Source organism: Shewanella profunda (genome assembly GCF_023283765.1).
Taxonomy (GTDB): Bacteria; Pseudomonadota; Gammaproteobacteria; order Enterobacterales; family Shewanellaceae; genus Shewanella; species Shewanella profunda.
This window is the reverse complement of the sequence record NZ_JAKILG010000026.1, coordinates 39094-63285: the sequence shown is the minus strand read 5'-3', so window position 1 is coordinate 63285 and position 24192 is coordinate 39094. Positions and strand designations below refer to the sequence as shown.

General features: G+C 44.3%; 24 protein-coding genes, 1 pseudogene and 1 riboswitch. Of the genes and pseudogenes, 3 read left to right on the top strand and 22 right to left on the bottom strand.

The genetic code is table 11. The annotated features are described in order from the left end of the window. Positions 1-142: 142 nt before the first annotated feature. From L2744_RS13245 to L2744_RS13235, 3 genes and pseudogenes are all read right to left on the bottom strand, one after another. Entirely contained in the window at positions 143-721 is a 579-nt protein-coding gene (locus L2744_RS13245) for a Swt1 family HEPN domain-containing protein (RefSeq protein WP_248992345.1), read from the bottom strand. A gap of 1 nt (position 722) precedes the next feature. Then, positions 723-1358 (bottom strand): DUF5343 domain-containing protein, encoded by a 636-nt coding sequence (locus L2744_RS13240; RefSeq protein ID WP_248992344.1) that lies wholly within the window; start codon positions 1356-1358, stop codon positions 723-725. Positions 1359-1920: 562 nt separating this feature from the next. Beyond that, positions 1921-2121 (bottom strand): annotated as a pseudogene (locus L2744_RS13235) (dipeptidase); the annotation flags it as partial. 246 nt (positions 2122-2367) lie between these two features. On the opposite strand from L2744_RS13235, the gene L2744_RS13230 reads away from it, so the two are divergent. Further along, positions 2368-4566, top strand: coding sequence for a M3 family metallopeptidase (locus tag L2744_RS13230; RefSeq protein ID WP_248992343.1), 2199 nt, complete (start codon positions 2368-2370; stop codon positions 4564-4566). Positions 4567-4743: 177 nt separating this feature from the next. On the opposite strand, the gene L2744_RS13225 is transcribed toward L2744_RS13230, so the two are convergent. From L2744_RS13225 to hinT, 12 genes are all read right to left on the bottom strand, one after another. Next, the gene (locus tag L2744_RS13225) at positions 4744-5256 is read right to left on the bottom strand and encodes a GNAT family N-acetyltransferase (protein WP_248992342.1); all 513 of its coding nucleotides are present in this window, start codon (positions 5254-5256) and stop codon (positions 4744-4746) included. A gap of 29 nt (positions 5257-5285) precedes the next feature. Continuing rightward, the gene (locus tag L2744_RS13220) at positions 5286-5834 is read right to left on the bottom strand and encodes an NAD(P)H nitroreductase (RefSeq protein ID WP_248992341.1); all 549 of its coding nucleotides are present in this window, start codon (positions 5832-5834) and stop codon (positions 5286-5288) included. A gap of 118 nt (positions 5835-5952) precedes the next feature. Further along, positions 5953-6546 (bottom strand): HvfX family Cu-binding RiPP maturation protein, encoded by a 594-nt coding sequence (locus L2744_RS13215; RefSeq protein WP_248992340.1) that lies wholly within the window; start codon positions 6544-6546, stop codon positions 5953-5955. A 44-nt stretch (positions 6547-6590) separates the two neighbouring features. Continuing rightward, on the bottom strand, positions 6591-7472 hold the full coding sequence (locus L2744_RS13210; RefSeq protein WP_248992339.1) for a DUF6279 family lipoprotein: 882 nt from the start codon (positions 7470-7472) through the stop codon (positions 6591-6593). Positions 7473-7659: 187 nt separating this feature from the next. Further along, complete coding sequence (locus tag L2744_RS13205; RefSeq protein WP_248992338.1) at positions 7660-8835, bottom strand: phosphotransferase; 1176 nt, start codon at positions 8833-8835, stop codon at positions 7660-7662. 30 nt (positions 8836-8865) lie between these two features. Next, positions 8866-9522, bottom strand: coding sequence for a nicotinamide riboside transporter PnuC (gene pnuC / locus L2744_RS13200; protein ID WP_248992337.1), 657 nt, complete (start codon positions 9520-9522; stop codon positions 8866-8868). Between the two features lie 109 nt (positions 9523-9631). Beyond that, entirely contained in the window at positions 9632-9892 is a 261-nt protein-coding gene (locus L2744_RS13195; RefSeq protein WP_248992336.1) for a hypothetical protein, read from the bottom strand. 68 nt (positions 9893-9960) lie between these two features. Further along, entirely contained in the window at positions 9961-12150 is a 2190-nt protein-coding gene (locus tag L2744_RS13190; protein ID WP_248992335.1) for a TonB-dependent receptor, read from the bottom strand. A gap of 54 nt (positions 12151-12204) precedes the next feature. Next, a riboswitch (TPP riboswitch) is annotated at positions 12205-12332 on the bottom strand. Between the two features lie 129 nt (positions 12333-12461). Continuing rightward, complete coding sequence (locus L2744_RS13185) at positions 12462-12857, bottom strand: YcfL family putative periplasmic lipoprotein (protein WP_248992334.1); 396 nt, start codon at positions 12855-12857, stop codon at positions 12462-12464. Positions 12858-12989: 132 nt separating this feature from the next. Beyond that, positions 12990-13505 (bottom strand): PaaI family thioesterase, encoded by a 516-nt coding sequence (locus tag L2744_RS13180; protein ID WP_248992333.1) that lies wholly within the window; start codon positions 13503-13505, stop codon positions 12990-12992. After that, positions 13492-14019 carry a PaaI family thioesterase gene (locus L2744_RS13175; protein ID WP_248992332.1) on the bottom strand — a complete coding sequence of 176 codons (528 nt, stop codon included), beginning with the start codon at positions 14017-14019 and terminating at the stop codon, positions 13492-13494. Before L2744_RS13175 ends, L2744_RS13180 begins: the two co-directional genes overlap by 14 nt. Then, positions 14016-14372, bottom strand: a complete 357-nt coding sequence (gene hinT, locus L2744_RS13170; RefSeq protein ID WP_248992331.1) for a purine nucleoside phosphoramidase — start codon at positions 14370-14372, stop codon at positions 14016-14018. Before hinT ends, L2744_RS13175 begins: the two co-directional genes overlap by 4 nt. Positions 14373-14517: 145 nt before the next feature. Here hinT and L2744_RS13165 point away from each other — a divergent pair, with 145 nt between their 5' ends. Further along, entirely contained in the window at positions 14518-16311 is a 1794-nt protein-coding gene (locus tag L2744_RS13165; protein ID WP_248992330.1) for a M61 family metallopeptidase, read from the top strand. Between the two features lie 147 nt (positions 16312-16458). Here L2744_RS13165 and L2744_RS13160 read toward each other — a convergent pair whose 3' ends face one another. From L2744_RS13160 to L2744_RS13130, 7 genes are all read right to left on the bottom strand, one after another. Further along, the gene (locus L2744_RS13160; protein ID WP_248992329.1) at positions 16459-16812 is read right to left on the bottom strand and encodes a DUF3802 family protein; all 354 of its coding nucleotides are present in this window, start codon (positions 16810-16812) and stop codon (positions 16459-16461) included. Between the two features lie 177 nt (positions 16813-16989). Beyond that, positions 16990-17565 (bottom strand): YceI family protein, encoded by a 576-nt coding sequence (locus L2744_RS13155; protein ID WP_248992328.1) that lies wholly within the window; start codon positions 17563-17565, stop codon positions 16990-16992. Between the two features lie 120 nt (positions 17566-17685). After that, complete coding sequence (locus L2744_RS13150) at positions 17686-18138, bottom strand: YaiI/YqxD family protein (protein ID WP_248992327.1); 453 nt, start codon at positions 18136-18138, stop codon at positions 17686-17688. A 26-nt stretch (positions 18139-18164) separates the two neighbouring features. Beyond that, complete coding sequence (pdxH, locus tag L2744_RS13145; protein WP_248992326.1) at positions 18165-18803, bottom strand: pyridoxamine 5'-phosphate oxidase; 639 nt, start codon at positions 18801-18803, stop codon at positions 18165-18167. A 101-nt stretch (positions 18804-18904) separates the two neighbouring features. Further along, complete coding sequence (locus L2744_RS13140; protein WP_248992347.1) at positions 18905-19846, bottom strand: S-adenosylmethionine decarboxylase proenzyme; 942 nt, start codon at positions 19844-19846, stop codon at positions 18905-18907. A gap of 159 nt (positions 19847-20005) precedes the next feature. Then, complete coding sequence (gene speA, locus L2744_RS13135; protein WP_248992325.1) at positions 20006-21919, bottom strand: biosynthetic arginine decarboxylase; 1914 nt, start codon at positions 21917-21919, stop codon at positions 20006-20008. Between the two features lie 474 nt (positions 21920-22393). After that, positions 22394-22546: a hypothetical protein gene (locus tag L2744_RS13130; RefSeq protein WP_248992324.1), complete on the bottom strand. Its 153-nt coding sequence runs from the start codon at positions 22544-22546 to the stop codon at positions 22394-22396. A 737-nt stretch (positions 22547-23283) separates the two neighbouring features. On the opposite strand from L2744_RS13130, the gene L2744_RS13125 reads away from it, so the two are divergent. Next, positions 23284-24126, top strand: a complete 843-nt coding sequence (locus tag L2744_RS13125) for a CvfB family protein (protein WP_248992323.1) — start codon at positions 23284-23286, stop codon at positions 24124-24126. The last annotated feature ends 66 nt before the right edge of the window (positions 24127-24192 follow it).

The following is a 24192-nucleotide window of genomic DNA, read 5'->3' as shown; positions in this document are numbered from 1 at the left end:
ATCCAAAATTGGAATTTGACGCTATCACAGCTCTCAATCCATTTTGAGGGGCGCTTAGAAAACCATATCGATCTGTGAAATTAACCTGACACAGAATTATGAACAGCCTCAAATTTTCCGACAGCAGCACTTTGTTATCTTTTTATTCCATGAGCCTAAACCAGTCTCCAACAGTCAGCTTTAGCCGAACTACTTCATCTGGTGCAAGCGGGCTACAATGTGCTATAGGACCGCGAAGGAGATTTAAGCTGTTCATTACTCGGTTAAACGCTTTTTGACTATTAAATATATCACCGACATGTTCCCAGTTTTTTCTAACGAGCTCTCCTAGCTCGCCAAATGTCGTATAGTCAATTTCATGCTCAGCCCGCTGAGAAAAAGCGGAATCGACTTCTCTCTGTATATTATCGTTTACATTTTTCTTTATATGTTCAGGTATCTCTGCTTTATGCCACCAGTCGTCCCCTAGTTCCGCATTCATTTTTTCTTGTATCAATTTTCTTATAGAAACTTCTAAGCAGTAAAACAGCTCGTAATGAACAGCCATTTCTCTAGCTTGCACTCGTATCATATGATCGAATTGCGGATAGTATTCTTCATCTTTGTCTTTTTCTGGATCAAAATCTCTTCCAAGGTCGAGACGAAGTTCTTTTTCAACATAATCGAGAGAACGTTCTGCCATTTGATTGGACATTGCGAATAGCTTTAGTTTTTCTTCCATTTTATTTGCTCAACAAATTATCTTTGAGGCTTCTGAATATGGCATTAAATACTGCTATATCGTCGGTTTTAGGTAGCACTATATTGATTGTGTATGACAAATTAAATTTCAAATCACCTTCCTCGGAACCATTGCCACCTCCTGGAATAATAATGTTGTCAATCGGAGTTTGTTTCTCGTCTTCTACTGTCTTTGATTTCGCTGAAAAGTCAGCATACGGTTTTAGTGCTTCTAATGTTCCGACTATTGCCCTAATCGTTGCATGACCTTTTTCGAGGCCAGTTAACTCAATAACTAAGCCCTCAAGATCCGCTCTACTCAATGAGTGTACATATTCATTTCTCGAGTAAAGATCTGCATACCCAATTTTAATTGCTTTGGCTATAGCAGCTTTTGATGTTGAAGAGTTAGTGCTTCTAAATTGCTTATATATCTCTGTCGGGGACCCATCACTCGCAATAAGCCCAATTCTTTTTGCGAGAGGAATAAATGCCTTGGCACTGCCTCCACCAAACCCTAGCTCTGTAGCCAAATAGTCTTGGGTAAATCGATCAGGAGTAGCTGCGACTTTGATTTTGTCCAATATCTTTGAGACTAATCCCGTCGCCGTTATATATGGTGGTTTTTTTGCTGCCATGATTTCTCCTTGAGTTGGCACTTAGTGTTTATAAAAGATAACGTCTTAGTATTTATGCGCTGCACTGTTTGCAGGGCATAAATCGCTTGTTTATTCAATCTCAAATATGGCCGCTGCCACATCCGTGTAAATGGGTATAAATGATGCTATAGGAATTTGCTTTTTTGCGGTAGCGGTTTTTTTATACAGTTTGATGGGTAATCACTTGATATCGTTTTAGCTTTCTCATTTTTCGCACTTATTTTTTGCTGATGAATCGCTATCTAACGACTCAAAACTCCAAGGAACACACCTCCCCTCGGAGTTGCCGCAGGGCGAATAGACAAATTGCGTGAGTTCGGTCATGGATGACCGACTAGCTTTCGCAGGTGCAGGGACGCATCCTTCGGAAGCGATAGCAAATTTGGCAATGAGCACAAGGAGCTTTCAACTCCGTTGGGGACGTCATGGAGCATCCAAGGAGGATAGGACGAGCAGTCCTCCTTGGTCGGGTGTGGGGTGAAGCCCCACGACTTTGATTGTGATTAAAGAATTCAAACGAAGTTTGTAATGGTAGAGATCACTATTTAACCGCCGATAGCTCGATAAATGCTGCGGTATACATTTTTAGGTTCAGCATTAATTGCTTATGGGTGATGAACTCTTTTTCAGTATGGCCTGTGTATTCCACGCCCAGCATCGCTGGGTCAAAACTTAAAGCAATGGAGAGAAATTTACTGTTCGTTGAGCCGCCAATCACAACGGGGTTACGGTTGACTATGCCAAGAACGCCCGCCCGAGACACGATAATATCCTCGCCCAGTTTGCCATAATTTTTTGCTTAACAGCCTGCAACAAAACATTTGTTACAAACTAAACACAAAATCGATGGAACCCTTTGTCCGATACATGTTAAACAGTCACATTAAGCTTAATTTAATGGTTTTCGCCGCAGTTAAATTTTTCCTGAAATCCATGGCAATATCATTCAAACATCCATAACAATAATCGACCTAATGGGGAACAGATAATGAAGGGATTTACCCTCAAACCGCGCACCGCTAAGCTCACCTTAAGTGCACTAACCTTAGCACTCATCTTGGGCGGGTGTAGCGCCCAACAACCCGATGTGGCAGCGCAAATCAATAAGGCGCCAAATGCACTTGCCGTCGATATCATAGCCCAGAATGCGACCAATCCATTCTTTAAACCCTATGATACTTTTATGGAAATTCCAGCCTTCGATAAAATCAAGCCTGAGCATTTTCTTCCCGCATTTAAAGCTGGTATTGCCCAACAACACGAAGAAATTCAAGCCATTGTCAATAACAGTGACAAACCGACTTTCACCAATACCATTGAAGCTATGGAGTTTTCAGGTGATTTAGTGACCCGCGTATCCAGCGTATTTTTCAACCTAACGGGCGCCGATACGACCCCTGAATTACAAGCCATTTCGAAGGAAGTATCACCCCTGCTCTCATCTGCTGGGGATGACATTTTACTTAATGACAAATTGTTTCAAAGAGTTAAAAAAGTTTACGACACCCAAGACAACCTAAACCTGAACACTGCGCAGGCCAAGTTACTGGAAGATACCTATAAGTCTTTCACCCGCGGCGGTGCCAATCTAAGCGAGCCTGATAAAACCAAACTGCGCGCCCTAAACGAAGAAATAGGCAAACTTAATCTCGTTTTTGGTGACAATCTGCTCGCTGAAACCAATGCCTTTGAATTGGTCATTGATAGCAAAACCGATCTCGCTGGTTTACCCGATGATGTGATTGCCACCGCATTTGAAACCGCCAAAAAACGGGGTCACGAAGGCAAATGGGTATTTACCACGTCTCGCCCTTCTATTACGCCTTTTTTGACCTATGCCGATAACCGTGAATTACGAGAAAAATTATACAAAGGCTATATTGAGCGCGGTAATAACAATAACGCCAACGATAACAAAGAGCTCCTCGCAAAAATTGCCGCCCTACGCGCAGAACGCGCCCAGTTAATGGGCTATAAAACCCATGCGGATTTTGTATTAGAAGAACGCACAGCTAAAACGCCAGAAAACGTCTATGGCTTACTCGATAAAGTCTGGCCAGCGGCACTCGCCCAAGCTAAGGCTGAAATGGCGGATATGCAAGCCATGATTGATGCTCAAGGTGGTAAGTTTAAGCTGCAAGCGTGGGATTGGGATTATTATGCCGATAAAATTCGAGTCGCTAAGTACAACTTTAACGAGCAACAAACACGCCCATATTTCTCACTCGACAGCACACTTAAAGGCGTGTTCTATACCGCTAACCGTTTGTATGGCTTAACCTTTAAAGAACGCACTGATCTGCCTAAATACAATGCAGAGGTTCGTACTTGGGAAGTTTACGATAAAGACGGTGAACTATTAGCAATTTTTATGGGCGACTATTTCACCCGCGATAGTAAACGTGGCGGCGCTTGGATGAACTCCTACCGCAAGCAATACCATATGAATGGCGTTGATTCTAAACCTATTATTGTCAACGTATTAAACTACCCTCGCCCTGTCGGTAACGAACCTGCACTCCTTACCTTTGATGAAGCCAGCACCCTGTTCCACGAATTTGGCCATGCCTTACACGGCATGTTATCTAACGTGGAATATCGCTCGCAGGGCGGCACGGCCGTACCTCGCGATTATGTAGAGTTTCCATCCCAAGTGAATGAAAACTGGATGACGCAACCTGAAGTGTTAGCCCAATTTGCCAAGCACTACAAAACTGGCGAAGTTATCCCGCAGGAACTAGTGCAGAAAATCCAAGCGGCCAGCAAATTCAACCAAGGGTTTTCTACGGTGGAATATATGGCGGCCACAAAACTCGATTTAGATTGGCACACACTAACCGACACCACCCCTAAGGATGCCGCCAAATTTGAAGCGGATTCATTAGCAACAATGGGATTGATTAACGAAATTAGCCCACGTTATCGCAGCACTTACTTCTCGCATATTTTCGCGGGTGGTTATTCTGCGGGTTACTACAGCTACCTCTGGTCAGATATTTTAGGCGCCGATGCCTTTGAAGCCTTTAAAGAAAATGGCATTTTCGATAAAGCCACCGCGGATTCCTTCCGTAACAATATTCTGTCAAAAGGCGGTAGTGACGATCCTATGTTGATGTATAAACACTTCCGCGGTAAAGAAGCTGGCATCGAGCCATTACTGCGTAGCCGTGGCCTGTTAGCGGATTAATCAGTTATCAAGATTAATCGCTGAAATTAAATAAACAGGGAGTAAAGCTCCCTATTTTGTTTCCAGTTATGGAAGGGTGAAATAACGCGAAAAGGGATAAAAGCTTGTTGTACCAGTAGCAGTTGGCGACATTAAGATCATAGATATAGTGCAGCCGATCACTACGGCAAATAGTACTTAACCTTCATTAAAGCAGCTAAATAGCTCTACTGGTGGATCTTCAGGGCTAAGTTGCAACTGAGTCTCAAATGTCAGGCCTAATTTATTTAACAGTGCCTTTGATGCTTGATTATGTGGGCTAACGATGGCGACAATAGGCTCAATTCCAAGCTCTTTGCCAACCTCAAGTGACGCCTTTGCCGCTTCAAAGGCATAGCCTTTACCCCAATATTGCGGCAAAAAGGCATAGCCTAAATCCACATTATCAAGTGCGGGTCTTTTAATTAACCCACAGATCCCAATTGGAAAACCATTATCTGCAAGTACCGCTGCATATAAACCAAAACCCTGCTCTGCATAGCTTTTCATCGGGCCATTGGTAATATAACCCTTAGCATCACTCAGTGTGCGAACGCCCTTATCCCCAATATGATCGATAAAACCTTGGCTATTAAGTAACACTAGGATGAAAGAAGCATCCTCTGGCACCAAATGCCTTAGTATTAACCTCGGGGTACGGGCAACTTGCATAGGCTTTCTCCACTAAAGATAAAAAGGTTTTATAAATAACGGGCGTATTGACTACCATCCTTCTGTGGCTTTTTAGGTGCAGCGACTGCTGGCGTGCCAACATATAAAAAACCGACAATTTGATCCTGTGCTTTTAGGCCTAATGCCGCATTCACATTAGCATCAAAGGCAAAATCACCAGTGCGCCACACCGCGCCGAGTCCCAAGGCAAACGCCGCCTGTTGCATTGCCATGGTCGCGCAGCCCGCTGCAATTTGCTGCTCCAGCACTGGCACTTTAGGATGATCCTGCGTTTTGGCTACCACAGTAATCACCATAGGCGCTCGCATTGGCATGCCCTTGGCTTTATTGACAAAATCCTCATCACTGCCATTGGTTTTTGCCGCATTAACAAAAATATCGGCTAAGGTATTAAGCCCATCGCCTGTGGCGATAATAAATTCCCATGGTGCTAAGGCACCGTGATCTGGCACACGAATGGCGGCATCTAAGATGATTTTTAATTGATTTGCATCAGGAGCTGGAGCTGTTAATCGCGGAGTTGACTGACGGGTAAGTAAGAGTTCGATAGCGTCCAAGTTATTATCCTAGTTCGATATAAATTGAGCTCAAGCATAGCAAATTGTGGGTAAAGAGGTATAAAAAATCCCATCGCATTGGTGAGATTTAATGCCTGCGTTAGCTTACAACACCGCTTTACTTAACCCCAAAGTGCCTAGCGATAACATAATCTAGGCTGGTGTAACGACCTCCTCCTAAGGTAAAGAGTGCTAGCAGCATAATAAAATAGGTGATCGCAAACTCAATCCCATTATTTAGCACCACAAAATTCCCCGAACTAGTAAGCCATTGGTAATTAGCCTGCTCTTGCAGAATATCCTTTGCCTTTGCAAGTTTATCCCCCGCCTCAAGCACTCTGTCGTTAGCGAGCCAAGAACTGCCATCGGCAATCGCTAACCAGCCATTTGGCCAATGCACAGTAAAAGCAGCCACCAGCATAGTCACCATTAACGGGATAGAAATAAGTCTTGTGGCTAACCCAAGCAATAATAAAATAGCCCCCAAAAACTCCGTACCCGCAGCAAGACCCGCCAGTAACGCGGGCATAGGTAAACCTAACCCCCAATCAGGATTAGCAAACCAAGCGACAGTATCGTCAAAGTGTAAAAGCTTGTTATAGCCCGCTTGCAACAATACAGGCGCAAGGTAAATCCTCAAGGCTAATGGTGCTATACCATCGACATAACGACTCGCATTAAGCAGTTTTTGATACAAGGATACGAGTAACATAGGCTCCCTCTTCACAGGCTGATTAGCTAGTGGAATAGACCCTATTAAGTCGATAAACCTTTCACAGATTTGGATTCTTTTTCAAGCGCCTCTTGATTTAGCTCCGTCAGATCTTGAATTAACTTCCCAAGCTTTTTATAGAAATGTTTAGATTGTTTTGCCGATAAACTGCTATTCATCGTCAGCAATAAGGTGCCAAAGGCTTCTGTATTTTGACGTAAAAAAGCTTTATGTTGCTCAGACTTTAGTTCATCAGGTTGGGTCATTAACAGTGTCAAACGCTCGGTTAAAAGCGCTTTATCGGCACGTTGCCCAAGCGCAACCTCAAACTGACGCAACCATTCGTGGCGATATTCAAGCCACATATCTAGAGTGGATAAACGCTGTTGATTATATTGATGAATAAGTGATTTTTGCTCCGAACTCACGCTGCCGAGCCAGTCTTCAAACTGCTTTTGTAACCGCTTATCTGCATCGGTTTGCAATTGCTCGGGGGTTTTGCCTGCAAACTCCTTCACTAATTCCTGCTCATCCTCCCGTAGCTTAACGAGAATTTGTTTTACCTGTGTATCGGTCAAGGACATGATAATAGGTAGCAGTTCTGGTAGGGCAAACTCAAACACCCTAAACCAATGACGCTTCGCTATATCCACATGCTCAGCCCAAAGCAATGGCGTTAAAGCATTTGTTTTAATTAAGCTTTCGACCTCTGTTAATTGCACCACATAATGGGCTAACTCTTTGGATTGGTGCCAAAAAACCATTTTTTCAACCAGCGTATCAAATGCCTTCTGCTGTGGTTTATCTAAGGTGACATAATCCTCCTGCTCCCAGCCGATGGCCCAGTCGAGGAAACGATAACTGAATTTAGTGGAACAGGCGCTTAAGCCTAAAAGACACACGAGTAGCATCACGCTTTTTTTCATGCTGAATTATCCATCCTAGAAGTGTCTCTTTAAGACGCGGTAACTGATATAAAGTTGCTTGTTTTATAACATTGTTTTTATAAGTAAACGTAGTGAGGAATATCTTTATTTCATTACAACTTAATTAAAACAATATGATAAGGGAGCAGTTTATCAGCGCAAATGTGGATTCTATAGACGTAAACGATTAGACCACTGGCGAAATCATCGGCCAGAAAAAATCAAACCAAGCAATATACTCTGCACTGCGGCTTAATTCAGTCTGCTGCGCCGCCATCAATATTGCCCAATAGCAGGCAAATACCCAATAGAGTTCAATCGCGGCGGGTACTGCCGAAACGGCATCTATAGTTAAATTAGGATGTTCTTTAAGGTATTCGTCCAACAAGAAATTTTGCTGCTTAGGGGTTAACGCATGGGTGGCTAATACAACCGCCAGTTCACAAAGGGGATGTGAGGCGGTTGCATACTCAAAATCAATGCAATAGAGATGGTTATTTTGTAGCAATAGATTATGGGGATTCAGATCCCGATGGCAAAACTGCGGCGAGACTAAACAGGCGGCAAGTTTATCAGTCCATAGTTGGATATCTGCTTGTATACCAACAAGTTTAGCAACTCTCCCATGCCATGACCCATCCGCCTCACGATGGTTAAATATTGCCGTATCAGTGGATGTTGGTGAGGTCGCATAGATCATCATTTGCTGATGATATTCCTGCCACTGCTCAGTCACACTAATGCCGTAGGGGCCAGCAGGAAGATCGCGTAACTTGAGCAATAATTCCAGTAATAAAATATGCGCTTGCCCATAGTGCGGTATTATTGTGGCCTTGGTGTTCTCGCGATTAGCCCCCTTAAAAAACTCACGCGCACTGCTTGGTTTTTCGAGATTTAACCAATATAGCCTTGGCTGTTCTGCAATAGGTGTATCTTGAATACCATCGGAGTCAATAAACTCACTTAAGTAATACCGCTCATCATCACTGACCCAAAAAAGTTGCGGAGCGACCTTGGCCTTTGCCAGTTGTTGCCAATAAAAACGCTCCTGCTCCCGAATACAAAAAATATCAGTGGCGTTTGCATTTTCCCTCAGCACATAACTCGCTTCTGGCGTTGTAATCTTATAGTTATGATTACTGAGTCCCCCTGAAAGCTCGGTGATGCTTAACACTTTATCAAGCCCTGCGGCTTCCAAAATGGGTAATAGCGCTCTATATGATCCACTCGGCACTGACACCACGGCTAAATTTGAGTCGCTCTTGTTTAACTCGGTGTTTTTCACACCCGGGCGGTTTAAATCAGCATTGTTTAAACTTGAGCAGGTTAAGCTTGAGCTAGCAGCCTTTGGTTTAGATGACATTCCTGCCGACCTTAAAATAGTAGAGTCAAATTAGCTAAGTAAACTCAATGTCTTATCTTGACGGGCATCGTCGGCTAAAGCCGCGCGCCACAGGAAATAACCCACCACTGCCAGCCCCACATATAGAACAAATAACAAGGATGTCAGCATCAACCCCTTGCTAAGGTAGAGGTAAATAGAGACGAGGTCGATAACCACCCAATAAAGCCAGTTTTCTAACACTTTTTTGGCGACTAAATAGGTGGTCATCACCGCAAAACAAGTCGTTGCGGCATCTAAATACGGAAATGCAGCTTGAGTATAAGTCGCCATACCATGACCGACCAGCAAAGAAATAATCCCAGTTGTAACAATCAAGGTTAAGTGTTTTTTCAGTGGCCAAGTGGTCACTTTTACCCCCTGTTGTTTATCGCCACCTTGGGTCCAGAGCCAATAACCATAGAGTGCCATCGCCATATAATAGACGTTGAGTACTGACTCCATCAGCAAGGAAACCTTCCAAAACAATACAGTGTAAATGGCGGTACTGGCAAAGGCAGCCGCCCAGCACCAAACGCTTGCCTTCATCGCCAAGAGCAAATAAGCCATGGCTAGCAACACCGCCAAGGCTTCCCATGCTGTCATCACATGGACTTCACCTAAGGCCGCATTAATGCTGCTAACCAGCGTTAACCATAAATCTGTCATTGAGTTGTTCTCGCAGCTATTGAATTGAAAGGGGCGAATTATCAATGCTAGGTTCTAGGTTCTAGGTTCTAGGTTCTAGGTTCTAGGTTCTAGCAAAGATAATACTGCGTTATTCACTATGGGCTAAATTCAACTCACCACCGATAAACTTACAGACAAACACTGCCTTGCCCCACTTCTTATGGGCAGCTTGCATTTCAGTCGCCAACATAGTCATCACATCTACATATTCGCCGCATACCTGAGTTGCCATCGCATTGGTCACGCGCTCGATATTGGAATAACTATCCACCCGACCGATAAACCACTTAATCGGATCTAGGTAGTTTTCGTTAAAGGGATACATGCTAATTTCTGCGGTCAGTTTCATTTTAATTCCTTGATATTTATGGGTGTTAGATAAGCGACAGCCCTAGTCCGAGACTAGGGCTCAAACCACTACATAAACTTGACGTTAAAGGTCACACCAATCTGGCGCGGATCGCCATAGCGAATATATTGTTTTTCAGCCCAGCCACTGTCTGGCTCGTTGCCAAAGTAGAAGCCGCGAACACCGTATTGCTCATCGAACAGATTGCGGCCCCATAAATAGGCCGACCATGCACTCGCTTCATAACCCACACGGGCATTGACGATAGTGTAGGGTTCGGAGCGGGAATCATTGCTGTCCGAATAGTAGAATTCGCTCTTACCGTTAAGATTGACGTTAGTAAACCAGCCTGAGTTGGCACGATAGGTCCCACCAAGGCTGTAGGTAAACTGGGGTGAATGGGCCAGATCTCGGCCAGTTAAATCCACATCAGTACCGTATTTATCCTGATACTGATAATTACCGTAGGCGGTTTCTAACCAGCCTAAGCTTGAGTAAAGTTGTAGATTATCCGTGACATACCAAGTCGCATCGAGCTCGGCGCCGTAATTATTTGAACTGCCCGCGTTTTCAGTGAAGAGGATAAAACGCTGTGGTTTATCGGGATCTTGCTGAGAAGCAGCCACCTGTTGATCTTGTCTGTCCATATAAAACAACGCGAAATTGGTATCGATAAGCCCCGCTAACCAACGGGATTTCAGGCCAATTTCATAGTTATAGAGGGTCTCGGTATCAAACTCTTTCTTATCATTTAATTCGACGGGCAAAGTCATATTAAAACCACCCGCCTTATAACCGCGCGCAACACGAACATAGGCGTTGTGCGGATCACTGAGCACTTTACTCAAAGAAATATGGCCACCCCACATGGTTTCACTCGGATCGAAATTGTCGTTATTAGTATCTGAGTAATGGCTATTGCGTTGCTCTAAGCGTAAACCCACAGATAAGGCATAATCAGAGCCCAGATCCGTATCGATCTGACCAAACAGCGCATAGTTAGTCGCTTCGTACTCTGAGTCTAATACCTCATCCGGCCAAGAATTGTATTCGGAATCCAATTGGTTATCTTCTTTTAGATTCATGGCATATACGCCAAGTAGCCAATCTGTACTTCCCGCAAAAATACGGCCTTGCTCGGTGGAGCTTAAGCGAAACTCTTGGGACAAGGTTTTGCGTTGGCCAGTTTTATCCCAAAAATAATCGTACTGACAGGGGGCAATATTGCCATCATCATTGCATTGCTTAGATGCCCAATATTCTGGGTTCGCCCAATCGCCATCGTAACTGTAATGGTGATCGGTATTCGCAAAGGAGGTTAACGAAGTCAGCTCAAAGTTTTCTGCGCCAGAATAGGTCGCTTTAAAACCCGCGCCTGTGGTGCGCTGGCTATCGACACCCGGTTGATCCGATGTTGTCTGTGTAGGGGCGTTAGTTAAACTCCACACATCATAGCCATTATCAAAATCAGCGTGCAGCAGGGTTAGATCCAATTGCAGATCGTCAGTCGCATACCAGCGCAACTTAGCACGGCCGCTGAATTCATCACGGCCATTGGTATCATCACGGCCTAAATACAGATTATCGCGGTAGCCATTTTGCTGATGTTGTTGCAGTGATACGCGATAAAGTAGCTTGCCGGAGTCCGTTAATGGGCCAGAACTAAAACCGCTAAAGGTGCGTAAATCATCGTCACCTAAAGACACTTCAGCGCCATGCTCAAATACATCCGTTGGATCGTTACTTTTTAAGTAAATCAATCCCGCTAATGCGTTCGCACCATAGCGTGTCCCCTGTGGCCCACGCAGCACTTCGACTTGTTGTAGATCATACATACTCGACACCATGCCGATACCGGATAAATCAATATCGTCGACAATGTAGCCCACTGACGAATTAGGTGCGCCTTGGTATTGCTCCTGTTCACCCACGCCACGGATTTGGAAATATTTCGGCCGTGAGCTACCACCAGACCAGTTAACGTTAGCGATAGAATTAAGCACATCTTCAAAGTGCTGTGCGCTTTCATCTTGAATTTGCTGGGCATCGATAACGGTAATACTGGAGGGCATTTTTTCTAAACTTGCGCTACGAAAATCCGCCGTCACCACCATGATTTCCATCTCAGTGTTCGGATCGGGTTTATCGATAGTGTCGGTTTGTGCAAATGCAGAGGTGCTGAGCGCGGCAGCAATGGCTAATGCCAACGGTGCTCGCTTCAAGGGTGTGCTGAAAATTTGATTTTTACTGTTAAACATAGGACCTCAAATATAATGTTTGAGATCCGGCAACGAATAAGCGATTCAGAAGTGTGCTGTTGATTGGCCCATTCCTACGCCGGTATTAGCCGGATCAGGTTCTAAGGGTTCGTCGGATGACATCTCAGTCTGCAGTCACTAAAGCTAAAGTGAACTCGCTGCAAACACCCCTTGGCGGGGCCTAGTATACACGAGTAATGGGAGGGGATGCACATTTACGTCACAAAATGAAAAATGCCAGCATGGCTGGCATTTTATTGGGCTAATTATTGAGAAGTTTGCTGCTGTTGAGATCAGTTTGAAACTTGAGCTCAGTATGAATAAGTTTCACGTACATATACATCAAATTTAACGACTTGAGCATTAGGCGCCACAGCAGACACTTGCAATTGTTGTTTACCGTGTAGTTTCACCGATTTCCAGCTCGTTGCTTCATCTTCAATGGTAAAACCACTGGCATCATACCAAGTGAATTTATATTGCACGCGCATATCGCTAGAGGTTTTACTCACAATCAACGCAGAACCTTGAATTAAATCCCCCACACGACGAGCATCCACATTTTCGACCGCAATATCCCGGGCAAAGCTGTTACTGTCGACGCGAGTCTCGCCCAGTGAGCTTACCGAAATACCCGCCGTATTTGAGGCGCAGGCGCCGAGCGTAAGTGCTGCGGCCAATATCAACCCTGTATAGATATGTTTCATGTTGTTCTCCCTATCTAGCGTAAAGTATGGGGCAAATACGGCCCATTCCGATTGGCTGTAAACTAATCGACAGGGGCTGAACTCATGCTTAATAGCTTGTACTGAGTAGCCCCCTCGGCTAAATCATCAATCTTAATCTATCAGAAAGTGTGCCCTTGCAGTGGCAATGAGCTGCTTACGGTTAGTTTGCCAACAATCGATATTGACGTTGGCGACTCGTCGCCCCTGACGGGTAATACGACATTCTGCAAAGCTATCCTTATGCAGACCAGCACGCAAATAGTCGATGGAAAAGTCGACCACTTTTGGCACTTTTGCCGTTTGCATAAACACCATTAGCTGCACAATCGCCGACATTTCCATAAAACCTGCAATCACGCCGCCATGGATCGCGGGCAAAACAGGATTACCGATATTATCGTCTTTGGCGGGCAATTTAAAAATCAGTTCATCACCAAAACGCTCAACCTGCATGCCAATAAATTTGGCATAGGGAACATGCTCGAGTAAATGCCCAAAATCATTAAGCTCTGTCGCACGTTTGACTATGCCTTGCACATCTATGGGCGCTTTTGTCTCGATAGATGCATTAAGACCAGGCTGTTGCGCATTTCTCTCTGTGCTAACGTCTTGTTTATTTGAGCTCATCACTATCTCCCTGCGCAGGTACGACTTCACCCATCAGTGCTTGCCTAAAGGCATCACCTACCATTTCTGGGCTAATACGCATAAAGGAACCAACAGCATGGGCGATAGGATCGTCAATACTATCCTGATAGGCAATGGCGCGGGTAAAAGCGATATTTGATGACAACTTATAGCATTCAGCAAAACCATACACGGGTTTATTGGGCTGCGCTGGCTTCATATAATCCACCCGTAAATCTAAGGTGGGTGAAATCTCTAACGATTGATATTTTTGATAAATTGCACTCACTACCGCACTGCCACAAGCGGTATCCATTAAGGTGGTGATCACGCCGCCGTGGATAACACCCGTGTCGGGATAACCGATTAATTCAGTGCTGTAAGGCAATTCAATTAACACATGGTGCTCGCTCGCCTCGAGTACAGCTAAACCGAGGCGGCGACACTGGGCTAATTGATCCACAAACCGCTGCGCCATCTGGGTCAGTGGAAAAAACTCTGGATTTACCTTCATTTACCTTGGCTCAACATAGGGCCCAATGGCTCTCCGCCCACGAGGTGAATATGGATATGGTACACTTCCTGTCCGCCATGTTGATTGCAGTTCATGATCAATCGATAACCGTCTTTGGCAATGCCCGCCTCTGCCGCCAATTTAGCCGCAACCGTCATCATTCGACCCAATGCTGGTTCATCGGAGGCTTTCATATCATTTGCCGTTGGAATTAAATGATTTGGCACAATCAAAATATGGGTTGACGCTTTAGGGGAGATGTCTCTAAATGCGGTGACGAGCTCATCTTGATACAAAATGTCGGCTGGAATTTCACGACGAATAATTTTACTGAAAATAGTTTCTTCGGCCATGGGGGATCCTCCTTGGGTTAGTTGGCATAGTATACTAGCAATTCAACACTTTGTGTCTCCAGATATTTTGCGTTTCATTTGCCAGTTGCCGGTATTTTTGGCAGCATGACGCCCATTAAAATTCGCAGGTTTTGCAGGATAAATTATGATCCATTACCAGATAATCCCCGTCGATCCGAAAGCCCATTTATTTGCCGTCACTATGACGGTCTCAGAACCCAAAGAAATACAAGTATTCAGCCTCCCTGCTTGGCTTCCCGGCAGTTATATGGTGCGAGACTTTGCCAAAAACATTATCGAACTCAAGGCAAAAGATGCCGAAGGTCAAGCACTTAAGCTGACACAATTAGATAAACAAACTTGGTCGGTTGACAATAACAGCCGCGAAATCACCCTAACCTATCAAATCTATGCTTGGGATCTTTCAGTTCGCACTGCCCACTTAGACATGACCCATGGTTTTTTTAACGGTAGCAGTGTGTTTTTAGCCGCCCACGGTTTTGAAGAAGAAACTCACACTGTCACTATGGATGCACCAACACAGGCAATAGCCTCTGAGTCAACATTAGCCGACTGGCGTCTTGCCACCAGCATGACCCGCACCAGTGGTGACGACTTTGGTTTCGGCCAATTTTCAGCCGAAAGCTATGATGAACTGATTGATCATCCAGTGGAAATGGGCTTATTCGCCTTAGGGAGTTTCGATGCCTGTGGCGTGCGGCACGATATCGTGCTCAATGGCCGCCACCGCGCCTGTATGCCAAGACTTTGCAAAGACTTAAAAGCCATCTGCGAGTATCAAATTAATTTTTTTGGTACACCGGCGCCCTTTAAGCGTTATCTGTTTATGACCACGGTATTAGACAATGGCTTTGGTGGCTTAGAACATAGGGCATCAACCGCATTAATGTGTTCACGCAAGGATTTACCCCTTTCAATAGATGCAGCGATGAATAACGACTATCGCACCTATTTATCTTTGTGTAGCCACGAGTATTTCCATAGCTGGAATGTGAAACGCATTAAACCCGAGTGTTTCCTCCCCTATCGACTCGAAGCTGAAACCTATACGCCACAGCTGTGGGCCTATGAAGGCATTACCTCCTATTACGATGATTTTCTCACCTACCGAGCAGGACTCGTGGATAAACAAAGCTATTTAGATATGCTGAGTGAAACCTTTACCCGCGTTTACCGCAGCCCAGGACGTTTTAAGCAAAGCATTAAAGACTCGAGTTTTAATGCTTGGACTAAGTTCTATAAGCAGGATGAAAACGCCCAAAACGCCATCATCAGCTATTACACTAAAGGCGCCCTATTTGCCTTGTATTTAGATTTAACCCTGCGCAGTGAAACCCAAGGCAAATATACCCTCGACCATGTGATGCGAATTTTATGGCAGGAATATGCCTTGCAAAATAAAGGCACGACTGATGATTGCCATCAAAGAATTGTCGAGCGTCTGCTAGATCGTGATTGCCAAGATCTGTTTGGCTATTTGGATAATACCGATGATATTCCGCTCGGCCCACTGCTAGCCCAATTTGGTGTCGAATTAAGTATTCGTGCTAGCCAAGGCGCACAAGATGTCGGCGGTAACCAGCTAAAAGGGTATGACATCGCCTTTGGTGCTAAGACACAAGCCGCGCCTATCGGATTAAAAATCGTCACAGTCACCCAAGGCAGCCCAGCCCACCTTGCGGGGTTAAGCGCGGGGGATGTGTTAATTGCTGCGGATAATCTGCAAGTGACAGGGCTATTTGAGGCGCAGCTGCAACAGTATCCACTTGGACAAACCTTACCGTTACATTGGTTTAGACGGGATGAATTAATGACAGGTGAACTAACCGTCACCACAGCTCCCAAAGATACCGTGGCGCTGTCGATTGTTGATGACGTCAAATTAGCCGCTTGGCTTGGAGTTGATAATAAGCCATAAACTCATCAGGGGGGATTAGCTCTTCAAGGCCATGTTAATATCGGTTTGAAGAGCAAACATCTACATAGGCAGATAAATAAAATCACAATTTATCTGCCTATGTAGAGTGCTGAAATTGGGGATGTTTTTACACTCTGTCTACATCATTTAGCTGGTAGGTAGCTTGGCAATTTCTTGGTCGAATAAATTCTTAATCAATCCCGAAAACTCGGTCACAAATAAGGTCTGAGAAGGCGTCGCTTTATGATTAGCAACCGAAGCGAGGATCTCCTCCAGATCGTATACTATGGCATCCACTTCACGAATGATCGTATTTCGCTCAGTAAAAGATAACGAAGGATGTTGGCCACAGACCATAATGATTTGAGCTGACAACTGCTCTTCAAATAACTCCATCACAGTATCATCGGAAACACATTGAGTATCAGGTAGTTCAAATATGCCAAGATGCTCAGTCAAATACTGGATCAAATGCATGTAACCGTCTTTATCAGTGACCATTTTTTACCCTTAACACTCATGAACTTAAGGTCAATACAACCCAAATTAATAATATTAGTCAAAATACTAACACGTTCAAAACTCAACCTATTGCTTTTATTCATCAATGCCAGCTACTGCCACACCTTAGCTTAAATTTCACAGCCGACATATTGATCTACGCCAATCTTATTGATGTTACCGAGTTAAGGTTAGTACAAAAGACACAGGAACGGCTTGGCTAATGCTAGACAACCCCGCAATATCCCGCAATTTTTCAACACCAGCGACTAAATCAAATTCATTAGCATTGATTATTATCGGCTGAAAGCTGCTAACCATCAGTTTATTATCGGAGATTTTGGTCAAAATTACCGAGAATGTTTTAGTTTGTTCTTTACCATGCAAAGCAATTTTACCATCGATATCCGTGACTTTAGCTTCCCCCACCGCTAAATCCTTTAGCATTTTGCTATCAACCTGCGAAGTGAGTTTAAGCTGTGGATATAATGACACTTCAAATAATAAATTTTGCATGCGTTCGTCACGTACTTCAATGCCGGTTGCAACACTGACGAGGGGAATAGCTAACTCAAATTGTCCATTATCTTTTAACGTACCTTTGAGTTGCTTAAAGTGATGTATCTCACCGATATCACCTTTTTTTAATGAAATAAAACTGACCCGTGAATCTTGCTCCAGCACTTGCCATTGTGCTGCACAGCTAAAGCTCGCCATGGTCAACAATGCCGTAATCCCTATCCATTTTCTCATCGTATCAGCCCTCAAAGAGTAAATTTAAACGCTATATCCAAACCAGTTAATTGTGACTAACATGACTTTTCGAGCACCAAAGATACTCTTTTTATCCATTAGCGACCAGTAAACTATGTTTCAAACTCGCACTAGCCATTTGTCTAAACTGTTGGCAAAAGCCTGTTTATCCGCTTGAGAAAATGTATCCGGCCCACCAGTATGTACACCAGAACCACGCAGATCTTCCATAAAGTCCCGCATCGTTAATTTTTGTTTTATATTATCGATGGTGTACAACTCACCACGGGGATTGAGCGCCAGGGCGCCCTTTTCAATGATTAAAGCCGCTAAGGGAATATCCGCCGTGATCACTAAATGCGTCGGTTCCACATGGTCAACAATATATTGATCTGCCACATCAAAGCCTGATCCTACGCGAACTTGGCTGATATAGGGGGACGGCGGTATACGGATCATCTGATTCGCCACCAGCACCAGCGGCAAGGCTTTGCGCTCCGCCGCCCGAAACAGGATTTCTTTGATAGGATTCGGACATGCGTCCGCATCGACCCAAATTTGGTACCGACTCAATTTAAAGCTCCAATATCAGATCGTTATTAAGGCGCAAGGCGATCAATCTCCCAGCTCCCCCCATGGCGAGTGTAAATAAAACGATCATGCAGCCTATGTTCTCCACCCTGCCAAAATTCAATGCTCGATGGTCTCACTAAGTAACCACCCCAAAAACTGGGCAAGGGCACATCGCCCTTGGCGAACTTAGCCTTCATTTCGAAGAATTTGCCCTCAAGTACTTGTCTTGCACTGAGCTTACTCGATTGCTGCGACACCCAAGCCGCAATTTGGCTGTCCTTGGGACGAGTCATAAAGTATTTAAGCACTTCAGTGGTCGAGAGCGCCTGCGCTTCGCCGAGCACCGACACTTGTCGCTCTAGAGGATGCCAAGGGAAATGCAAACTGACTTTATTATTGGCAGCAATTTGCTGCGCTTTGCGGCTGCCCAGGTTAGTAAAAAACACGAAACCTGTGTCATCAAAGCGCTTAAGTAACACTATTCGTTGAAAAGGTTGGCCATGCTGATCCACAGTCGCCACACACATGGCCGTTGGATCGCTAAGCTCAGCATCCCTCGCCTGTGTCATCCACAACCCAAATAAATCCATTGGATCCTGCGGCAAATCGGCTCGTCTTAAACCACCTTTAGCATATTCACGACGGATATCACTGAGATCTGTCATAGGATTTCCTTATAAGCACATATCACAATTTCAAATCTTGACCTATGGCCCAAACGTGCAGCATTTCAAGGCCTAGTGTTGCGGGCGTTAATGCCAAAAATTTACATTAGTTCAGGGAGCAACACTTCAGTCTGAAACTGCTGATAGTGACTAAAGCCAATATTGTAACCTTGCTCGGTCGTTAATGAACAACTCCCTAAGCATAAATGTTCAGAAAACCCTTGTGTCTCTATGGGATAATTGAATCCAATCACATCCCAGCTCACAGGGGAAAACAAACTTAACAGACGCCCAAGCACAGCGTGGGGATATCGCGACAAATCAAGATTGGTTTCGAAACTCACATAAGAGCAGCCATAAGCTTGTCCAGCCTGCGGCGTAATATGCAACGTAATGTAATACTTACCCCAGAGTCCATTCATTGAAAAGCCATATGGCTCAAATAGATGAGCATCAAACGTGAACTCAGGAAATAAAGTATCTAACTCAAGCCGCGCACAAATCTCGGTTTTGGTTTGCGTCTCACCGTTAAGATAGTCGGCAAGTTCGCCCCGGATATGGTACATGAGCAACTCTAAGGTATTATCGTCCGATTGGGCGTGATAGTGCCCTTCTGAGCAGAAAAAATAATGATGATGCGAGTCTAAATGTCCAATACGAAACGCCTTACCAGAGATGAGCCTACGCAATTTAGCAATATCATCGGCAAAGGTGCTGTTTTGCAGGTGGGCATGGTATTCATTTTTGCGCTGATAGCTTACTAATGCGATATTAGCTGCCCTTAACGTTTCAATAAAATAACAGGCTGCATTGACTAACGTACTGTTACCACAAGTTAATATTAAGATCCTATCATCCCAGACAAACAGACTAGATTCGCTGAGCAAATAGGCATCACAGTGTTCACTTTTAAGCGAAGAAAGGATATCCGCATTGGCGCATCGCACTAAGGATGACCAAAAAGATAAATCCAATTGGCGTAAATTAGCCGCAACTGGGGTCACGATAATCTCGAGCTTTTTTTCTGAACCTTCAAAAAACATCAACTCTTTGACCTCATGATCGTCACTCATCCTTTACTTAATCCTAGAACAACGCGATTTTACACGACTCAGACTGCAATAAAAGCGAAAACCTTACCCTTATAAAAACAAAAATCAGCCTAGGTCACCCTAGGCTGATTTAGTTTAACACACTAAAAATTAAGAAAAATCTTCTAAATAGGTATAGCCTTTCAGCCCTAGTTGCAATTCTTCTAAAATTTGTGCGCGCTCACCTTCGGCGATATGCAGATTCACTAACTCTTCATAGGTGCGCATAAAGGCCACCGCATCTAAGTTAACGTAACGCAATACGTCAGCAACCGTGTCACCCGCCAATACTGACTCAATATTAGTCACACCATTTTCTTCGATGCGAACAACCGCAGAGTTAGTATCTCCAAACAGGTTATGCATATCACCCAAAATTTCTTGGTATGCACCCACAAGGAAGAAACCAATCAAATACGGGCTATCGGCACTCCACGCAGGCACTGGCAGCGTGGTTTCAATCCCTTGACCATCAACGTATTGATCGACAATCCCGTCAGAGTCACAGGTAATATCGAGCATTACAGCACGGCGCTCAGGGGCTTTATCTAGGCCCGATAACGGCAATACTGGGAACACTTGGTCAATACCCCAAGCATCGGGTAATGACTGGAATAATGAGAAGTTAACGAAGAACTTATCGGCTAACTTTTCATTGAGTTCATCAATAATAGGTCTGTGATAACGGTTTTTAGCACTCAATAGCCCTTGCACTTCATGGCACACACGCAGATTAGCTTGCTCAGCCCACGCACGCTCCGCTAAGGTCAATTGACCTAAAGCGAATAGCGAATGCGCTTCTTGTAAGTCACTTTGGCTATCGTGGTAAATCTCAATCAAAGCACGTTGATCGGCGCGGCCGCTGATCTCGGACCATGAATGCCACATGTTATGCAATAACTGTGGTGAATCTTCCGCAGGCGGTTGAATATCTTCAGGCTGATAGGCTTCAGTACCGATAACATCGGTGATAAGCACCGCATGGTGCGCCGTTAAGTAACGACCCGATTCTGAAATAATACGTGGCATAGGTTGCTCGTATTCATTACAGATGTCGGTCAATACATTAACGATATTGTTAGCGTATTCGGTCAGGCCATAGTTCATCGAGTTATTACTTTGGCTACGTGTGCCATCGTAATCCACCGCTAAACCACCACCGACGTCGAAGCAGTTAACGCTTGCGCCTAATTCACGTAATTCACAGTAGAAACGACCCGCTTCACTCACACCTTGGCGAATATCACGGATGTTGGCGATTTGCGAACCTAAGTGGAAATGCAGCAACTGCAGCGAATCCAGCATATCGTGTTGCTTAAGTTGTTCAACAACCAGCAAAATTTGCGCAGCAGATAGCCCAAATTTAGACTTCTCGCCACCGCTCGCCTGCCATTTACCTTTGCCTTGGAACGCTAAACGCGCACGCAGGCCTAAACGCGGTGTCACGCCCAGACGTTTAGATTCAGCTAACACCATTTTCAGTTCAGACAGTTTTTCTAAAACGATGTAAACCTTGTGGCCTAACTTTTCACCAATCAGTGCCAAACGGATATATTCATTATCTTTATAACCATTACATACAATGACTGAACTGGCTTTTTGCGCCATGGCTAACACAGCCATCAGCTCAGGCTTACTGCCCGCTTCTAAACCCAGTTGTGGTACTTCTTTTGATGCCTGACTCGCCAGGATCTCTTCCACCACAGTTTGCTGTTGGTTTACTTTAATCGGGTAAACTAGCAAATAGTCCGCCTGATACTCGTACTTCTGTATCGCTTGGTCAAATGCTTGGCACAAACTGTTCACTCTGTGGTGCAGGATCTGCGGAAAACGAACTAGTACAGGTAAAGCGACTCCCGCTTTGACCATGTCCTTGGCTAGCTCATTTAAGCCAATCTTGTAATCAGGATTTTTAGGATCCGGTGACACTGTCACCTCACCTTGATCGCTAATCCCATAAAAACCTTGGCTCCAGTGAGTAACATTGTACCCAGCACGAGCATCATCAATAGACCAATCATTCATTATTATTTAGCCCGTCTATTAAAAAATGGGTTAAACGGCCGCTGCATTTTGCAAGACCGCCCGTTCGACAAACCCAGGCAAAGGGATACCTTACCTGACATATACTAAAGGTGAACTTCACCTTTTATTGATGCAGCAAAGTCACGTAAATTTAAGTGACATTGATGCTATTTTCATTAAAGCCGCGATAACATGCAGCTCCTATATTATTCTGCTCAGGGACATCTCTGACGCAAACTCCCCTAGCCAACCCGACTGTCTTACCACCCTAGTGTTACCATTCTGCGCCTTTTGGGAGAAAATGCCCAATAAGCCGAAGCAAGAGAGTTGTATCACGCCTTACAAGGTCGGGCCTACACGGCCGAAGACGCTCTATAAAGAGTGTTAACAACACAAGTACAACTCACATTAAGGATCAATTTTACATATTAAGCGGTACAGCGTTGAGCAATGACCACCTAAAAAGAGGCAAGATTAGTGTAACTGGGGACTGTTGGCTTCTTCGCGGCCAGAATTGATGCGAATTAACGTGAGATGTTTAAGGCCAGTATCATCATAAGGTACCACAATGGCGCGCTGGCATTGTGACGCTTTTAGGCAAAGTGCAAAAAATGGATGCTTGTGCATTAGCTAAAAAAACCCTCTTAACCCCATGTAACAGCCAGGGCGAGAGCACACTTTGTTAAATCAAGTAACAAGCCCGATTTTTGCTCATTAAGCACACAACCCAAGAGTAAATAGCACTTGGTTTTACACCGTGGAGTGAGCAATATTTATACCTATTGATGTTGTTTTGCTCTGCCTGCTCATTTTTTAGGTTAGTGTGCTCTCACCCTGATGTAACAGCTATAAATTGTTTGTTACACGGTTTATGACCAGTGAACCATAAAACCTTTACTACTCACGTAATATTTGTCATGTCTGCAACGAGTAAACTCGTTAAACGGCGCAATTAAACCGCGCAATGTCACAGAATGCAAGCAAGAATCTCATTAATTATTTTGCGTTAAAATATAATAAACACCTAGGTAACAAATATTATTGTTGCCAATATTTTTTATATTTAAAAATAAGCAACTTAAGATTTAAAAGCCAATCAATGCCGTTCAATATTTTTTAATAGGCACACAATAAAAACCAACGAAGTTGTCACACTCAACAGCTTAAAATAGCCAATAATAAGTTGAGCGTTTTGAGATAAAAAAGACTAAAGCGAAAAAGTGGTAATACACGGCTCCCATGACAACTTTAATTCGGCCCTACTTAATGCCCTTTTACTCAATAAGCCCGCAATAAAACTGCAGTTTCAATACTAAAACAGTTATAATCGTCGCCGAATCACATCCATATGCACAGAGAGATCCATGGTACAGATAGGTAAAACCTGCAAACTTGAGGTTGTAAAACAAGTCAGCTTTGGCGTGTATCTAAACGCACACGAGTTAGGGCAAGTGCTGCTGCCAAATAAAGTCACCCCAAAAGACTGCCAAGTCGGTGATATGCTTGACGTGTTTCTGTATCTCGATTCTGAAGATATCGTGATTGCCACCACGCGCCGCCCATTGGCACAGGTAGGTGAATTTGCCTATTTAAAAGCGGTTGCAACTGGTCCCTATGGCGCCTTTTTAGATTGGGGATTAGATAAAGACTTATTACTGCCCTTTGGTGAGCAACATAAACCTATCGAAGAAGGCCGCTCTTATCTGGTCTATGTGCACGCAAATCGCGCCGATGAACGCATCATGGCCTCATCCAAAATCGATAAGTTCCTCGATAAAACTGAGCCAGACTATACCGTCGGTGAACAGGTTGATTTATATATCGGCGGCACTACAGATTTAGGCTACAAAGCCATTATTAATCATGCCCATTGGGGCGTGATTTACGAAAACGAAGTGTTCCAAAAACTGCGTTTCGGCCAAAGACTCAAAGGCTTTATTAAACAAGTTCGCCGCGACGGCAAAATCGACCTTGTTTTACAACAAGGTAGCAAACAAGAACTTGATAAACATGCCCATATTATTTTGAGCAAGCTCAAACAAGCGGGCGGCTTTTTAGCCTTGACCGATAAAACCGATGCAGAAATCATTTACGATCAACTCGGTATGAGCAAAAAAGCCTTTAAAAAAGCCATTGGAGGCCTATTCAAGAATGGCGAGCTGAGCATAGATAATGATGGTCTGCGTTTAACTGAAACCGCAGAATAACCAGATTTATACGGTACTTAGCATTTTATTTGTCCAGTTACGCCATTAAGCGCAGAGTTTAACTGG

Coding starts and splice junctions, on each gene's coding strand:
- pnuC (WP_248992337.1), bottom strand. CDS start 9,522: ATGACAGATTTATGGTTAACGCTGGTTAGCAGCATTAATGCGGCCTTA.
- L2744_RS13190 (WP_248992335.1), bottom strand. CDS start 12,150: ATGTTTAACAGTAAAAATCAAATTTTCAGCACACCCTTGAAGCGAGCA.
- L2744_RS13225 (WP_248992342.1), bottom strand. CDS start 5,256: ATGCAAGTTGCCCGTACCCCGAGGTTAATACTAAGGCATTTGGTGCCA.
- L2744_RS13155 (WP_248992328.1), bottom strand. CDS start 17,565: ATGAGAAAATGGATAGGGATTACGGCATTGTTGACCATGGCGAGCTTT.
- L2744_RS13215 (WP_248992340.1), bottom strand. CDS start 6,546: ATGTTACTCGTATCCTTGTATCAAAAACTGCTTAATGCGAGTCGTTAT.
- speA (WP_248992325.1), bottom strand. CDS start 21,919: ATGAATGATTGGTCTATTGATGATGCTCGTGCTGGGTACAATGTTACT.
- L2744_RS13205 (WP_248992338.1), bottom strand. CDS start 8,835: ATGTCATCTAAACCAAAGGCTGCTAGCTCAAGCTTAACCTGCTCAAGT.
- L2744_RS13240 (WP_248992344.1), bottom strand. CDS start 1,358: ATGGCAGCAAAAAAACCACCATATATAACGGCGACGGGATTAGTCTCA.
- hinT (WP_248992331.1), bottom strand. CDS start 14,372: ATGGCCGAAGAAACTATTTTCAGTAAAATTATTCGTCGTGAAATTCCA.
- L2744_RS13245 (WP_248992345.1), bottom strand. CDS start 721: ATGGAAGAAAAACTAAAGCTATTCGCAATGTCCAATCAAATGGCAGAA.
- L2744_RS13175 (WP_248992332.1), bottom strand. CDS start 14,019: ATGAAGGTAAATCCAGAGTTTTTTCCACTGACCCAGATGGCGCAGCGG.
- L2744_RS13160 (WP_248992329.1), bottom strand. CDS start 16,812: ATGGTCACTGATAAAGACGGTTACATGCATTTGATCCAGTATTTGACT.
- L2744_RS13210 (WP_248992339.1), bottom strand. CDS start 7,472: ATGAAAAAAAGCGTGATGCTACTCGTGTGTCTTTTAGGCTTAAGCGCC.
- L2744_RS13195 (WP_248992336.1), bottom strand. CDS start 9,892: ATGAAACTGACCGCAGAAATTAGCATGTATCCCTTTAACGAAAACTAC.
- pdxH (WP_248992326.1), bottom strand. CDS start 18,803: ATGACAGATCTCAGTGATATCCGTCGTGAATATGCTAAAGGTGGTTTA.
- L2744_RS13165 (WP_248992330.1), top strand. CDS start 14,518: ATGATCCATTACCAGATAATCCCCGTCGATCCGAAAGCCCATTTATTT.
- L2744_RS13130 (WP_248992324.1), bottom strand. CDS start 22,546: ATGCACAAGCATCCATTTTTTGCACTTTGCCTAAAAGCGTCACAATGC.
- L2744_RS13140 (WP_248992347.1), bottom strand. CDS start 19,846: ATGTTTTTTGAAGGTTCAGAAAAAAAGCTCGAGATTATCGTGACCCCA.
- L2744_RS13185 (WP_248992334.1), bottom strand. CDS start 12,857: ATGAAACATATCTATACAGGGTTGATATTGGCCGCAGCACTTACGCTC.
- L2744_RS13125 (WP_248992323.1), top strand. CDS start 23,284: ATGGTACAGATAGGTAAAACCTGCAAACTTGAGGTTGTAAAACAAGTC.
- L2744_RS13230 (WP_248992343.1), top strand. CDS start 2,368: ATGAAGGGATTTACCCTCAAACCGCGCACCGCTAAGCTCACCTTAAGT.
- L2744_RS13180 (WP_248992333.1), bottom strand. CDS start 13,505: ATGAGCTCAAATAAACAAGACGTTAGCACAGAGAGAAATGCGCAACAG.